At 66.0% G+C, this 14,593-nt stretch carries 9 protein-coding genes; 3 read left to right on the top strand and 6 right to left on the bottom strand.

Annotated elements, in window-relative coordinates; genetic code table 11:
• Positions 1–27 precede the first annotated feature (27 nt).
• Positions 28–2,328 (top strand): FdhF/YdeP family oxidoreductase, encoded by a 2,301-nt coding sequence (locus E3N85_RS10995; RefSeq protein ID WP_134463114.1) that lies wholly within the window; start codon positions 28–30, stop codon positions 2,326–2,328.
• Between the two features lie 6 nt (positions 2,329–2,334).
• Here E3N85_RS10995 and fdhD read toward each other — a convergent pair whose 3' ends face one another.
• The 6 genes from fdhD to E3N85_RS11025 all read right to left on the bottom strand — a co-directional run bounded on the left by fdhD (position 2,335) and on the right by E3N85_RS11025 (position 10,547).
• Positions 2,335–3,186 carry a formate dehydrogenase accessory sulfurtransferase FdhD gene (gene fdhD / locus E3N85_RS11000; RefSeq protein WP_134463116.1) on the bottom strand — a complete coding sequence of 284 codons (852 nt, stop codon included), beginning with the start codon at positions 3,184–3,186 and terminating at the stop codon, positions 2,335–2,337.
• Between the two features lie 49 nt (positions 3,187–3,235).
• Complete coding sequence (moaA, locus tag E3N85_RS11005) at positions 3,236–4,252, bottom strand: GTP 3',8-cyclase MoaA (protein ID WP_241978450.1); 1,017 nt, start codon at positions 4,250–4,252, stop codon at positions 3,236–3,238.
• 250 nt (positions 4,253–4,502) lie between these two features.
• Positions 4,503–5,720 (bottom strand): formaldehyde dehydrogenase, glutathione-independent, encoded by a 1,218-nt coding sequence (gene fdhA / locus E3N85_RS11010; protein ID WP_134463120.1) that lies wholly within the window; start codon positions 5,718–5,720, stop codon positions 4,503–4,505.
• A gap of 179 nt (positions 5,721–5,899) precedes the next feature.
• Positions 5,900–8,005 carry a PhoX family phosphatase gene (locus E3N85_RS11015; protein WP_134463122.1) on the bottom strand — a complete coding sequence of 702 codons (2,106 nt, stop codon included), beginning with the start codon at positions 8,003–8,005 and terminating at the stop codon, positions 5,900–5,902.
• Positions 8,006–8,141: 136 nt separating this feature from the next.
• On the bottom strand, positions 8,142–9,314 hold the full coding sequence (locus tag E3N85_RS11020; RefSeq protein WP_134463124.1) for a glycerate kinase: 1,173 nt from the start codon (positions 9,312–9,314) through the stop codon (positions 8,142–8,144).
• A gap of 75 nt (positions 9,315–9,389) precedes the next feature.
• Positions 9,390–10,547: a sugar diacid recognition domain-containing protein gene (locus E3N85_RS11025; RefSeq protein ID WP_134463126.1), complete on the bottom strand. Its 1,158-nt coding sequence runs from the start codon at positions 10,545–10,547 to the stop codon at positions 9,390–9,392.
• 222 nt (positions 10,548–10,769) lie between these two features.
• On the opposite strand from E3N85_RS11025, the gene E3N85_RS11030 reads away from it, so the two are divergent.
• Both E3N85_RS11030 and dnaE read left to right on the top strand, forming a co-directional pair.
• Entirely contained in the window at positions 10,770–11,042 is a 273-nt protein-coding gene (locus tag E3N85_RS11030) for a hypothetical protein (RefSeq protein WP_134463128.1), read from the top strand.
• Positions 11,039–14,494: a DNA polymerase III subunit alpha gene (dnaE, locus tag E3N85_RS11035; protein ID WP_134463130.1), complete on the top strand. Its 3,456-nt coding sequence runs from the start codon at positions 11,039–11,041 to the stop codon at positions 14,492–14,494. Before E3N85_RS11030 ends, dnaE begins: the two co-directional genes overlap by 4 nt.
• The last annotated feature ends 99 nt before the right edge of the window (positions 14,495–14,593 follow it).

Genomic DNA, 14,593 nt, shown 5'->3' on the forward strand with positions numbered 1-14,593 from the left:
CCCTCGCCGGCAAGGCAGGATAGATGTATGACACGTTCAGCTCCGATCGAAGACATCAACGAAGATAATTTGGTCGTGACCCCGCCCAAGACCCACGCTGCGGGCGTCGAAGCCGTTATCGTGGCACTGGATCGGGGTATCGCGCAGGCCGGCATTGCCCGCACCGCGCGTTCCCTGCTGCGGCTCAACCAGCGCGACGGCACCGACTGCCCCGGATGCGCATGGCCGGAGTCCCAGGGGCACCGCAAGACCGCAGAATTCTGCGAAAACGGCGCGAAGGCCGTCGCCGAAGAGAGCACCCTGCGCACGGTGACACCGGCGTTCTGGGCCGAGCACTCCATCGAGGAACTCGCGACCAAAACCGAATACTGGCTCGGAAACCAGGGCCGCATCACGCACCCCGTCGTGATTCGCCCGGGCGACACGCACTACTCGCAGATATCGTGGGATGACGCCTTTGAACTCATCGGTGAGCAGATTCGCGCTAGCGTGCCGGACCGCACCGTCTTCTACACGTCCGGCCGTACCGCCAACGAGTCGGCGTTCATGTACCAATTGTTCGCACGGTCCATCGGAACCAATAACCTGCCGGACTGCTCGAACATGTGCCACGAGTCGTCGGGCTCGGCGCTCAACCCCACGATCGGCATCGGCAAAGGCACGGTCTCGCTCGAGGACATCCACCGGGCCGAACTCATCCTGGTCGTCGGCCAGAACCCGGGCACCAACCACCCGCGCATGCTGTCGGCGTTGGCCGAATGCAAGGATAACGGCGGCAAGATCGTGGCCGTCAACCCGCTGCCCGAAGCCGGGTTGTTCAATTTCATGGACCCGCAGACCGCGAAGGGTGTCATCGGCAAAGGCACCAACCTGGCCGACGAGTTTCTGCAGATCAAGGTCGGAGGCGACCTGGCCCTGTTCCAGGCACTCGGCCACCTGCTTCTCGAAGAAGAAGCGCGCGTACCAGGGTCGGTCGTCGACCACGAGTTCGTCGCCGCGAACACCGACGGAATCGATGCCTACCGCGCGGCTCGTTCGGTGATCGACTGGAACGAGACGAAGAAGGCCACCGGCCTCGACCGGGCCCAGATCGAGGCCGTGGCGCAGCTCCTCATCGCGAGCAAGGCCACCATCATCTGCTGGGCGCTCGGACTCACCCAGCAGCCACACTCGGTGAATACCCTCAAAGAGATCATCAACCTACTGCTCCTGCAGGGCAACTTCGGCAAGCCCGGCGCCGGCGCCTGCCCAGTGCGCGGCCACTCCAACGTGCAGGGCGACCGCACCATGGGCGTGTGGGAGAAGCCGAAGGAGGCCATGCTCGCCGCCCTCGACGCCGAGTTCGGCATCGTGTCCCCTCGCGAGCACGGCCTCGACTCCGTCGACACGGTTGACGCCTTCGTGCACGACCGGGTGGACGTGTTCGTATCGATGGGCGGCAACTTCGCCCTCGCCTGCTCCGACACCGACCTGCTCGAGAAAGCCATGCAGCGCGTGGGACTCACGGTGCACGTGTCGACCAAACCCAATCGCTCGCACGTGATGCACGGTGTGACCTCACTCATTCTGCCGACGCTCGGCCGCACCGACACCGATGACAAGCATCCGTCTGGCCGTCAGGTGCTCTCGGTGGAAGACTCGATGTCTGTCGTGCGCACCACGCAGGGGCGCCTCGAGCCGGTGTCGGAGCACCTGCTGGCCGAACCGGTGATCATCGCCCGCATGGCACATGCCACGCTCGGCGACGACCATGCGGTCGACTGGAAGGCGATGGCCGACGAGTACGACGTCATTCGCGACCATATCTCCCGCGTTGTCCCCGGCTTTGATGATTTCAACGTTCGACTCAAGACGAAGAACGGGTTCGTACTGCCCAACCCGCCGCGCGATACGCGCAGCTTCGCCACCGACATCGGCCTGGCCCGCTTCACGGTGAGCCCGATTGAGTACCTGTCGCCGCCGGAGGGGCACCTGATCCTGCAGACCATCCGCAGCCACGATCAGTACAACACCACGTTTTATGGGCTCGATGACCGGTACCGCGGCATCAAGAACGCGCGTCGTGTCATCCTCATCCACGAAGACGACGTCACCGAGCTGGGCTTTGCCGACCGCGACATGGTCGACGTGATCAGCACCTTCCAGGGCGCGGAGCGCCGTGCCGACACGTTCCGCCTTGTGGTGTACCCCACACCGAAGGGATGCGCGGCCGCGTATTTCCCGGAGGCGAACGCGCTCATGCACCGCGAGCTCGTGGCCCGCGAATCGAACACCCCCGGCTACAAGGCCATGACCGTGCGATTCGTGCGGGCCGGCACCGCCGCCTAGTTTGAGCTAGGCGGCCTGCGCGTCACGCTGTGCGTCGATGATTCGGTCGCCGCCGGCGTAGACGACCATGGACTTGCCGCGGAGAAAGCCGATCAGGGTCATGCCGACCTCGGCGGCGAACTCCGCGGCGAGCGATGACGGCGCCGAGACCGCGGCGAGTACCGGAATGCCTGCCATCAGGGCCTTCTGGGTGAGTTCGAAACTTGCCCTGCTCGACACCATGAGAACAGTGCCGGTCAGCGGCAGCCTGTTCTCTTTGACCGCCCAGCCGATCACCTTGTCGACGGCATTGTGCCGGCCGACATCTTCGCGCAGCACGAGCAGTTCGCCGGTGGCGGCATCGAACAGGCCGGCCGCGTGAATGCCGCCGGTCTTTTCGAATACGTTCTGCCCGGCTCGCAGTTGCTCGGGGAAGGTCGTGAGCCGCTCGGCGTCTACTTGCACCGCGTCATCCGCGATCACGAAAGCTGATTTCGTGCGCACGGCGTCGATGCTCTCCTTACCGCACAGCCCGCAGGAGCTGTTGGTGATGAGCGAGCGCTCGAGGCTGGGGGCCGGCGGTGCAACGCCGGCCCCGAGGGTGACGTCCAACACATTGAAGTTGTTGACTCCGTCGACGGCCCCGACGCAGTAGCGAGCCGAATTGAAGTCCTCACCCTGCGTGATGACGCCCTCCGAGACCAGAAACCCGGCCGCGAGATCGATGTCATTGCCCGGGGTGCGCATCGTGACGGCGAGCCGGCGGCCGTTCACCCGGATTTCCAGGGGTTCTTCGACCGCAAGCAGGTCCTCGCCAGCCAGAGGCTGGGAGCCGACGGTGATTCGGGTAATTTTACGTCGCGCGGTAATTCTGTTCATTCTGAAAGTCTGCCACGCTGGTGCCGCTTCCGCACTCCAGCGCTACTGTTTAACCGCCGATGTAGGACATTTCGATTTTCTTGGCACCGGATGCGCGCAGCTCGCTGGTCTTGGCGCTACGCAACTGGGAATAGCGGTCGGTGCGCTCACGCCAGAGGTGCGCCATGACGGTGGAGAGCTCCGCGTCGGAGCAGCCGCCGCGCATGAGCGCACGCAGGTCGTGGCCCTCGGTGGCGAACAGGCAGGTGAAGAGTTTACCGTCGGTCGACACGCGGGCGCGCGAGCAGGTCTGGCAGAACGACTGGGTCACGCTGGAGATGACGCCGATCTCGCCGCCACCATCCTGGTAGCGCCAGCGACGGGACGTTTCGCCGCTGTAGTTCGGGGCGATCTCGGTAAGTGGCAACTCGGCGTGGATGCGTGAGATGACGTCTGCCGAGGGCACGACCGCACCCATCTCCCAGCCGTTGCTCGTGCCGACGTCCATGAATTCGATGAACCGCAAGATGTAGGGGGTGTCTTTGAAGTGCCGCGCCATGGCAACGATGTCCTGGTCGTTCTTGCCGCGCTGCACGACCATGTTGATCTTGATCGGACCGAGACCAGCGGCTTCGGCCACGTCGATGCCGTGCAGCACCTTGGCGACCGGAAACTTCACGTCGTTCATGGTGCGAAACGTCGTGTCGTCGAGTGAGTCGAGCGACACGGTCACTCGTTTCAAGCCGGCGTCCTTGAGCGCCTGCGCCTTCACGGCCAGCGCCGACCCGTTCGTGGTGAGCGCGATATCGATTTCGCGCCCATCGGGCGTGCGCAGTTCGGCCAGCAGGGCAATGAGCTCTTCCAGGCCCTTGCGCAGCAGCGGTTCCCCGCCGGTCAGTCGTATCTTCTCAACGCCGTGGGCGACGGCGATGCGCGCGAGTCTGGTCAGTTCTTCGAAGCTGAGCAGTTCGTCGTGTTCCATGAACGCGAAATCCCGGCCGAAAATCTCTTTAGGCATGCAGTACACGCAGCGAAAGTTGCACCGGTCGGTGACGCTGAGGCGCAGATCGTGCAACGGTCGATCCATTCGGTCGGTCACGGAACCCGTGGGGGCCTCCAGGCGCACCGGAATGTCTGCCTGCTCTCGAAAGTAGCGCGGAACTGGTTCGGCAAGGTTGACGCGGGTCATGTTTCAACCCTAAACCTCATGCCCCTGCCGAGCGTGCTGCGAACACCGGTTCTGAGCAGATGTTGATGCCGGCGCGACAATGGCCCGAACCGGGAGAGTTCCCGGATCGGGCCATCCGCTTGCCTCGTGCAGTAGAGCAGTGCCGTTGTTAACTCTTGATGTAGCCGTTCGGGTTCAGCACGTACTTCGTCGCCGCACCGGCGTCGAATTCGGCGTAGCCGCGCGGCGCATCTTCGAGGCTGATGGCCTGGGCGTTGACGGCCTTGGCAATGTGCACCTTGTCGTGCAGGATCGCCATCATCAACTGACGGTTGTACCTCATCACCGGGCATTGGCCGGTGGTGAAGGACAGCGACTTGGCCCAGCCGAGACCGAGCCGAATCGACAGCGAACCGACCTGGGCGGCCTTGTCCTCTGCGCCAGGGTCACCCGTGACGTAGAGGCCCGGAATGCCGAGGGCACCACCGGCCGCGGTGATCGTCATGAGCGAGTTGAGCACGGTGGCCGGTGCCTCGTGGTCGGCGTCCTTGCCGTGGCCGCGCGCCTCGAACCCGACGGCGTCGACTCCGGCGTCGACCTCGGGAACGCCGAGGATCTGCTCAATCTGCTCCCCCGGCTCGCCCTTGGACAGGTCGATCGTCTCGCAGCCGAAGCTGCGGGCCTGCGCGAGACGGTCCTCGTTCATGTCGCCGACAATGACCACGGCCGCGCCGAGCAGCTGCGCCGAGACGGCCGCTGCAAGGCCTACCGGGCCGGCTCCGGCCACGTACACGGTCGATCCGACACCGGCACCGGCCGAATAGGCCCCGTGGAACCCGGTCGGGAAGATGTCGGAGAGCATGGTGAGATCCATGATCTTTTCGAGCGCCTGATCCCGATCGGGAAACTTCAGCAGGTTCCAGTCGGCGTAGGGAACGAGCACGTATTCGGCCTGCCCGCCGACCCAGCCGCCCATGTCGACATAGCCGTAGGCACTACCCGGACGGTCCGGGTTGACGTTGAGGCAAATGCCGGTCTTGCGTTCCTTGCAGTTGCGACAGCGGCCGCAACTGATGTTGAACGGCACCGACACGATGTCGCCGACCTTGATGAATTCGACGTCCGGGCCCACTTCGACCACTTCGCCGGTGATTTCGTGACCCAGCACCAGGTTGCTCGGTGCGGTGGTACGACCGCGCACCATGTGCTGGTCAGAGCCGCAGATATTGGTCGTCACGGTCCTGAGAATGACACCGTGCGGCACCTTGCGGCCGACGTTTTGCGGGTTGACGCCCGGTCCGTCTTTGAGTTCGAAGCTCGGGTAATCAATGTCGATGACCTCGACGACCCCCGGGCTTTTGTAGGCAACTGCTCTGTTCCCCGTCATGAACTACCTTTCTCGTTTTTCTTCGCGGAGCAGGCCAGACGACCTTCTCCACATTGGGTGAGCGCTGCGATTCTGATTGCAGTCCCTCATCTCACCACGAATCTCAGAAATTACAATCAGCCAACTCCCAGTTCGTGGGCCCCGTTCTGGTCTAGGCAATGACCAGAACGGGGAGCGACTCAGGGCTTCCAGACCTGCACAACGGATGGCCGCGGCCCGGCCCATGCGCCCGCCGGTGCGGCCACGCCCAGCGCAACATAGTCCGGGAATCGGCTGGCCTGGGCAGCCCAGCTGCCATCCTCCCCCGGGTGCTGCACGGCCACGTAGACCATCGACTGCTCCGAGCGGATGACCGGCCCGCAGGTCTCCGCCTGGCGCGGCACCGCGAGGAACTGTTGCACCCGCCCGCGCTCGGGGCCGGTGAGCGGAACCTTGAACAAGCCGTCGCAGAAGCCGATCGTGCCCGGTGCGCCGTCGGTGGAGATCCACAGGTTGCCCTCGGTGTCGAAAGCCACGTTGTCTGGACAGGAGATGGGCGACACCTTCTCGCTCGGGAAACCGGCGAAGTAGGTGCTCGTGTTCGTCTTCGGGTCGCCGCAGACCAGCAGCAGGTTCCAGTCGAAGGTCACGGAGGTTGCGTCTGATCCTGTTTCGGTGATCTCGACGATGTGGCCGTCACGGTTGGCGACCCGCGGGTTGGACTCCGTGGCGCCTTCCTTGCCGAGCGCTCCACGATCGGTGTTGTTGGTGCAGGCGACATAGATCTTCCCGGTCACCGGGCTCGGCTCGACGTCTTCGCAGCGATCCATTTTGGTCGCGCCGACGGCATCCGCTACCAGGCGGGTGTTCACGAGCGCGTCGTCGGTGCTGAATCCGGGAACCTGGCAGACCCCGTCGATGACGAGCGCCACCCACTGGCCGGTGCCGTCGAATTGCCCGTCGGCGGGCAGCTGGCCGGTGCCGGTGATCTCCCCAGCCGGCGAGTTGCCGGTGAAGCGGGCCACGTACAGGGATCCGCGGGTGAGGAGGGTCTTGTTGTGGCTGCGCGCCTTCGGGCTCTTCTTCTTGTCGAAGCGGTCGTGGGAGACGAACTTGTAGAGGTAATCGAAGCGTTCGTCGTCGCCCATGTAGGCGGCGACATGGCCGGTCTTTCCGACGATCACGTTGGCGCCCTCGTGCTTGAACCGGCCGAGGGCCGTGTGCTTGACCGGGGGCTCGTTCGGTGCCTCCGGATCGACCTCCACGATCCAGCCGAATCTGTTCGGCTCGTTCTCGTTGCCGGTGATGGTGGCGTCGAAGCGGTCGTCGATCTGCTCCCAGAGCCGACCGGTCGGGCGGTTGGCGAGGCCGTAGCGGGCATCCGCTGTGCTGGTACCCGTCGTACGGAAGTAACCGTTGAAGTTCTCCTCGCCGGAGAGCACCGTGCCCCAGGGCGTGGTGCCGCCCGCGCAGTTCCCGAGGGTTCCGAGCACGGTGCGGCCGGTGGGGTCGGCCTTCGTCTTCAGCAGGTCACTGCCCGCGGCCGGACCGGTGACGGTGAACGGGGTGCTCGCGGTGATGCGCCGGTTGAGGCGGTGGCCCACGCGGTAGGTCCAGGGTGAGCCGGCGCGCTTCCGTTCGAGGGCGACGACGGACATGCCGTGGGCCATCATGGCGACCCGACGCTGCTCATCCGCTTCGGCCGGTGTCGTGGCGGGTGGGAACATGATGTTCTCGTTGGTGTACTCGTGGTTGGTGACGAGGATCCCGTCCCGCCCCTTGCGCCCCGGACCCTCGAGGATGTCGAGGTAGTCGTTGTTGTAGCCGAACTGGAGTGCCTGCGACGCGGCGCTCTGGCGCGTCGGGTCGAACGCATCGGTGACGGCGAAGAGCGGATCCCCCCAGCGGATGATGGGGTTCCAGGAGTAGCCGACGGGTACCGAGAACGCGTCGACGGCGGCAGGAACAGGCGCGATCGGGGTGAAGGCGAGCCCACGGCCGGCCGGACCGCCGGGTGCGGCCAGCGCGGGAGTTGTCTGGCCCGACCCGAGCACGATCGCCGCAGCGCCGACACCCACACCCACGAGCAGGGAGCGGCGGCTCAGGGCCGCGCCGACGATGTCGCGAAAGTAATCGTTCGCGCTCTCGTTGGGCACCGGGTGGAAGCAGGCATCTGCACACTTGAGGTGGCAGGTGACCGCACTGCGCTTGCCGAGGGTGTGCCCCTCCATGGGAAGCAGCGGCAGCAGCGGCCGGTCCCGGTCGGGGGTGTGCTGGCGGGGGCCGGTGGATTCACGGTGCAGCATGGGAGCACTCCTCGTGGTCGATGCGAGCCCCGAACTGGGGATATACCTACTGTCCCGCCGCCCCCTCTCCGGTTCGAGGCCGTCCGGTGTCTGATCGGTGAACCGTACATGAACGCTTGGTGCCACCGGACTGGTTTTAGCGAGAGTGAAGAAAGAGGGCGACGGCCTGCGCTGCGGTCTCGCGCACCCGTTCGGCGGCGTGTTTTTGCAGGTCGTCGAGGGTCGCAGGTCCCCCGGCGATCGAGAAGGCGGCGGTGACACCGGATGCCGCGGTGTCTGCCGACGACAATTCCACGCGCCCTGCAATGACGACGACCGGGCAGCCTGCCGGGGCAAGACGAGCAACCGCCACGGCCACCTTGCCGCCGAGCGATTGGGAGTCGAAGCTGCCTTCACCGGTGAGGACGAGATCAGCGGAGGCCATTTTTGAGGCCAGGCCCACGGCATCCGCTACCAGGGTGGAGCCGATAACCAGTTCGGCGCCTAGCAGCGGCACGAGGGTAGCTGGCATGCCGCCGGCGGCTCCGGCCCCTGACCGGTCGCGCATGTTCTCGCCGGTTGCGGCGAACACGATTGCGGCGAGGTGGGCGAGGCCGGCGTCGAGCTGTGCGACATCGCTGGGCTGCGCTCCCTTTTGCGGGCCGAACACGGCGGCGGCGCCGGCGGGGCCGCAGAGCGGGTTGTTCACGTCGACGGCGACGCGCCAGCGCACCATCCGGGCGCGCGGGTGGAGCCCGGAGAGGTCGATCGATGTGATCTGGGCCAGGCCGGCCCCGCCGGGAGCCACGCTCACCCCGGCAGCGTCGAGAAAACGCACGCCGAGCCCGGCGAGCAGTCCCGTTCCGCCGTCAGTGCTGGCGGAGCCACCGACACAGAGCAGAATTTCATCGACCTGCAGGTCGAGCAGTTCCCGGGCGAGCAGACCGACCCCGAAGGTGTCGGCACGCTGGGGTTGGGCAAAGACATTGGCAACGAGGGGCAGGCCATTGGACTCGGCCGCTTCGATGAGCCCGGTGCGACCGTCGGCGGAAAAGGCATAGCGAGCCGGGCGGCTGCGCCCGAGCGCGTCGACGGTGAGCATGGTGCGGGGCTCGACCTCCCAGACGGCAGCGATGGCATCGAGGGTTCCCTCACCGCCGTCAGCCATCGGGCAGAGCGTGAGGTGAATGTCGGCCCGGCCGAGCGCGAGGCCGGCATCGCGGGCCCCGTCAGCCATGGCAGCGGCAGCGTCGGCCGCGCTGAGACTGCCCTTGAACGAATCCGGCGCGATGACTATGGTGGGCGGCTTCAGCGCCGGGTGGTCGTGCATTGGATCAGGCTAGAACACAATCACACACATATTCAGGTGGAATCAACCCACAATTTTCGTCGAAATTTCGGACAATCACTGTGCATCCTGCACATAGCGAGCGGCACCGGCCGCCAACGCGAGTCGCATCGAGACGGCGGCGTTGAACTGCCGAATATTCAGGCCGGTCAGCATTTCGATGCGGTCCAGTCGCTGCACGAGGGTATTGCGGTGCACGCCGAGCGATCGCGCCGCGACGGCAATCGACAGTTCATCACGCAGGAACACTCGCGCCGTCTCGTTCAGGGCGGCGGTCAGTGGCCCGAGCACCGAACCGGCAAAATCCTCGATCATGGTGGTGGGCAGGCCGGCGATCGCCAGTTCGAGGCCCAGGGAGTCGAGCCGAGTCTCGGAGTGAGCGGCAATCGCGACAGTGTTACTGGCGAGAGGTTCGAGGAGCCCAGGCCGAGCCAGCAGCGAGCTCAGACGCTGCGCGTCACCGGCGAGTTGCGCCGTCGTCGCTGCCACGCGCCCAGTCAGAAAGCGCAGGGGCTGCACGCAGGACTGCTGCAGGCGCTGCCGGAGCAGCTCAAGGCTGAGCACGCTCGACGATCCGCTGAGCACCCAGACGGCGCCGTTGATGTCCGCGGCTACGACTCCCGAGAACTCGCGCAGCTGACGCAGCAGCGCCACGGACTGGTTGGTGCTGAGAATTCCAGTCAGATTCCACGGCGGCTGCAGGGGCGTATCGATTGCCCTCAAGCCCGACATCAGATGGCTTTCGGTGAGGTCGCCCCGCGCGAGGGTCGAGAGCATATCCCGAATCGTCGATTCTCGCCACGACGCGTTATCGCGCTGCCATTCCTGGGCTAGCAGCATCTGAACGGTCAGCACGAGCACCTGCGCGACCGGCACAACCTCGGAGGGGGTTCCGGTGACCCCGACCACGGCCACGACCTGCCCATCGACTATCAGTGGAATGTTCACACCCGGCCGGGTGCCCTGGCGCTCGTCACCGGGAGCAATCTGCACCGCTTCGCCGCGAACGGCGGCATCCCGGGCTCCATTGTGCAGGGTACCGATGCGGGCTGCGTCCCGGGAGCCGATGATCACGCCCATCGCATCCATGATGTTGACGTTGTGCACGAGGCTCGGCGCGACCTGCTCGACCAGGCGCTGGGCGAGTTCACGGGTGATCTGCGCGGTACTGACGGCGCTGCCGGGTGTACTGCCGATCGGTGCGGTTTCGGTCATCTGGCCATCGTAGATCGCGGGCCGCCAGCCGGACCGCACGCAACCGCCTGTGGCGCATGTCAGTGGGTTGACATACACTTTTACCTAGAAGACATATTCGATAGTGATTGGTTTCAGTGAATGTTTATTCGAACTTATTGCGAGATTTTTTAACCATTGCTCATCAGCACCTTTTCAGTACCGTACCGCTATTCACCCGTCACGAGCCCAGGGAGTACCCCCTTGCCCCACATCATCGACGCACCGGTTGACGTTGAGCTGTCCGCCGACGGCGACCCGCGCGCGTTCATTTGGAATCGATTCGAACACACCGTCATCGGGCAACCGCAGGCCGTGTTCAAACGCACCAGGTGGTGGGAAGACGAGGGAACCCCCACCCGCATCGACACCGAGCTGTGGCGCCTCGACGCCAGCCGCGGCGACGAAGAACAGCACCGCTACGACCTGCGCCGCGGCACGGACGGGTCCTGGGTGTTAGCGCTGGACTGGGGATGACCAGTGCACCGGGGACGGACTTCGCGCACCTGCACGTCGCGAGCGCCTACTCGACCCACTATGGGGTGACACTCCCCGAAGCCCTGGCCGAGCAGGCGGCCGCGCAGGGCGCGAGCTTTCTGGCCGTCACCGATCGTGACGGGCTCTACGGCGCCGTCAAGCACGTGCGAGCATGCGTCGCTGCGGGCATCCGCGCCGGGCTCGGTGCAGAACTCGCCGTGCACGACCAGGAGTATCGCTCGCTCGGCCGGGTGGTCGTGCTCGCCCACGGCAATACCGAGGGTCGCGGGTACGGCGCACTCTGCCGTGCGGTCAGTGCAGCGCACGGCGGTGCAGCGCACGGCGGTGCCGGTCAGCGCTCCGCGATCACGACAGGCAGCACCGGGCCGAGCATCTCGCGCGATCGGCTGGCCGACCTGGCCGGGCTCGCCTCGCTCACCGTGCTGCTCGGCCCCGACTCCGACGTCGGCCTCGCTATCGGCCGCCGCGACAATACGGATGCCGCGGCGCGGCTTGCCCACTGGCAGCGCGCCCTGCCCGCCCAGGCCGTCGTGCTCGAGATCGTCTGTCACCTCGCCGAAAGCGGCACGGTCGGCAGCGTGACCCCGGCCACGCGCATGCTGGCCCTCGCCGAAAACGCTGGGCTGCCCGCAGTGCTCAGCAATGCTGTGCGGTACGGCACCCCCGAGGAGGCCGTCACCGCCGACCTCGCCGATGCCGCGCGCTTCCTGCTCCCGCTCGCCGAACTCGAAACCCCCCAAACCAACGGCCAGGCCTGGCTCAAGCCGGCCGGAGCGATGCGCCAGGTGGCCCGCATGGTCGTCGATGCCGGCCTGCACGACACGGGCGCCCTGGAACGGCTGCTGCGTGACACCGAGCAGCTCGCCGACCGGTGCAGCCTCGACCCCACTCTCGATATTGGGCTGGGGCGCCCGCGCATGCCGGAGGCGCGCATCATCGGGGTCACCGGCGACCCGGTCACCGAACTGTGGCGGCGCGCCAAAAGCGGCATCGCCGACCTGTACTCAATGAGCGGCTCGCGCGCGGTCGAAGCGGCCCACGCCCAGCTCGCCCACGAGATGAAAACGGTCGAGCACCTCGGCTTTGCCAGCTACTTTCTCACCGTATCCCGCGTGGCCGACATTATTCGCGGCATGGGCATTCGCATTCAGGCCCGCGGTTCGGGGGTCGGCTCGGTGCTCAACTATGCGCTGCGCACCTCCTCGGTCGAACCCATCGCGAACGGACTGCTCTGGGAACGCTTTCTCTCCCCCGAACGTCAGACGCTGCCCGACATCGACATCGACGTGGAGTCAGCCAGGCGGCACGACATCTACCGCGAGGTCTTTCGCGCTTTCGGCAGCGACCGGGTCTCGCTCATGTCGATGACCAACGCCTATCGGGGCCGTGGCGCCGTGCGCGATGCCGGCCTGGCCCTCGGCCTGCCCGACGCGCAGATCAACGTGATCGCCAAGCAGATGTGGCGGTTCAACGCCCGCGATTTTCGCCGCGCCCTCGAGGAGAAACCCGAACTCGAGGCCCTCGCCACCGAGGTGCGCGAGTCGCAACAGCTCGACCTGCTGGTCGACCTCACCGCCAAACTCGACCGGCTCCCCCGACATATCTCGGTGCACCCCTGCGGCGTGATCCTCTCCGACGCGAGCCTGCTCGACCGTACCCCGGTGCAGGCAAGCGGCATGGGCCTGCCGATGTCGCAGTACGACAAGCACGACATGGACCCGATGGGCCTCATCAAACTCGATATTCTCGGCGTGCGCATGCAATCGGCAATGGCGCACGCCGTTGAAGAGCACCACCGGCTCACCGGTGAGAGCATCGACCTCGACCGGGTGCCGCTCGACGACCCGAAAACCTTCGAGCTCATTCGGTCCACGCGCACGCTCGGCATTTTTCAGATCGAATCGCCCGGGCAGATGGAGCTGGTCGGCAAGCTGCAACCGGAGGTGTTCAACGACCTCACCGTGGAGATCTCGCTGTTTCGGCCCGGCCCGATGAAGAACAACATGCCGCTCAAATACCTGCAGGCCCGACACGGCGAGGTCGCCCCCGACTACATTCACCCCCGGTTCGAGCCGATTTTGCGCGAAACCAATGGCGTTGTCATCTTTCACGAACAGGTCATGCGGCTGTTCGACGAGCTCACCGGCTGCGGGCTCGGCAAAGCGGATGTCTTTCGCCGGCACCTCGGTAAGCCCGAGCAGCTCCCTGAGATCGAAGAGTACGTGCGCGAACGGGCGCTTGCGCGCGGGTTCAGCGCTGCCGTCATCGACCAGGTCTGGACGGTGTTGGCCGGGTTTGGCAGCTTCGGTTTCGCCAAGGCCCACGGCGCCGCGTTCGCCCTGCCCACCTACCAGTCCGCCTGGCTGAAAACCCACCATCCGGCCGCCTTCCTGGCCGGGCTGCTCACCCACGACCCCGGCATGTGGCCCAAAGACCTCATCGTCGCCGAGGCTCGGGTGCTCGGGGTTCCGGTACTCCCCCTCGACGTGCAGTCGAGTGCGCTCGACTACCGGGTGGAGGATCTCGCCGACGGGAGCCAGGGCATCCGTTTGGCGCTGCCCGAACTGGTCGGCAGCACGGAGACGGAGCGGGCGCGCATTGCGCAGCACCAACCGTTTGGGTCGCTGCAGGACTTTCGTGACCGAGTGCATCCGCGGCGACGCACCTTCGAGGCACTCGCCCGGGTGGGCGCCCTCGACACGTTCATCGGCTACGACCGCTCGCGGCGGCACGAACTGCTCGCGCACATTCAGTCGTTGCGCGGCACCGCCGTGGTCATTCGCGCCGACCAGCTCGCATTTGAGGTGGAGCTGCCGGTGCCGCGGTATTCCGGAGACCGCGCCGGCGCCATCACCTCGCTCGAGCTGCGTGGCCGCACCCAGACCGATCTGGAGCTGCTCGACCTCAACCTGGCCGTTTCGACGCACCAGATGAAGCGCTTTCACGCGCTGTTCAAGGAGTTGGGGGTGACCCCGGCGAGCGAGCTGGGCAACCTGCCCGGCGGCACCGAGGTGCTGCTGGCCGGGGTGCGTCGGGCCACAAACACACCGCCGATGCGCGGTGGCCGCCGCGTGGTGTTCATCAGCCTCGATGATGGTACCGGCCCGGTCTCGAACGTGGTGTTCTTTCACGATGCGCAGGAGCGGGTGGGCGGGCAGGTGTTTCAGACCAACTACATGCTCGTGCGCGGTCGTACCCGCCGTTCTGGGGCCAGGGGCGTCTCGGTGACCGGGGAGAACATCTGGAATCTGTTCGACGTGGCCCGGCAGGTGAAGGAACGGCACGCCGTTGAACGTGCCGCCGCGGAGGAAGCGGCCAGCGCGGCCGCCTACGCGGCCGAGCTGGCGGTGCAGACACAGGTGTCCACCACACATTTTTCAGAAGTGCCGGGCGGCATCCTGCACCATCTCCGGGCCGCAGAGAGCGCGTGACGCTACCTTGACCAGCGAGCGCTACTGGCCGGGCGCCGGGTCCGGCGGGGCCGGATCGGCAGGCGGGGCCGGCGGGGCGGGCGGGGCCGGCGGGGCCGG

This window comes from Cryobacterium sp. Hz9 (genome assembly GCF_004402825.1).
Taxonomy (GTDB): domain Bacteria; phylum Actinomycetota; class Actinomycetes; order Actinomycetales; family Microbacteriaceae; genus Cryobacterium; species Cryobacterium gelidum.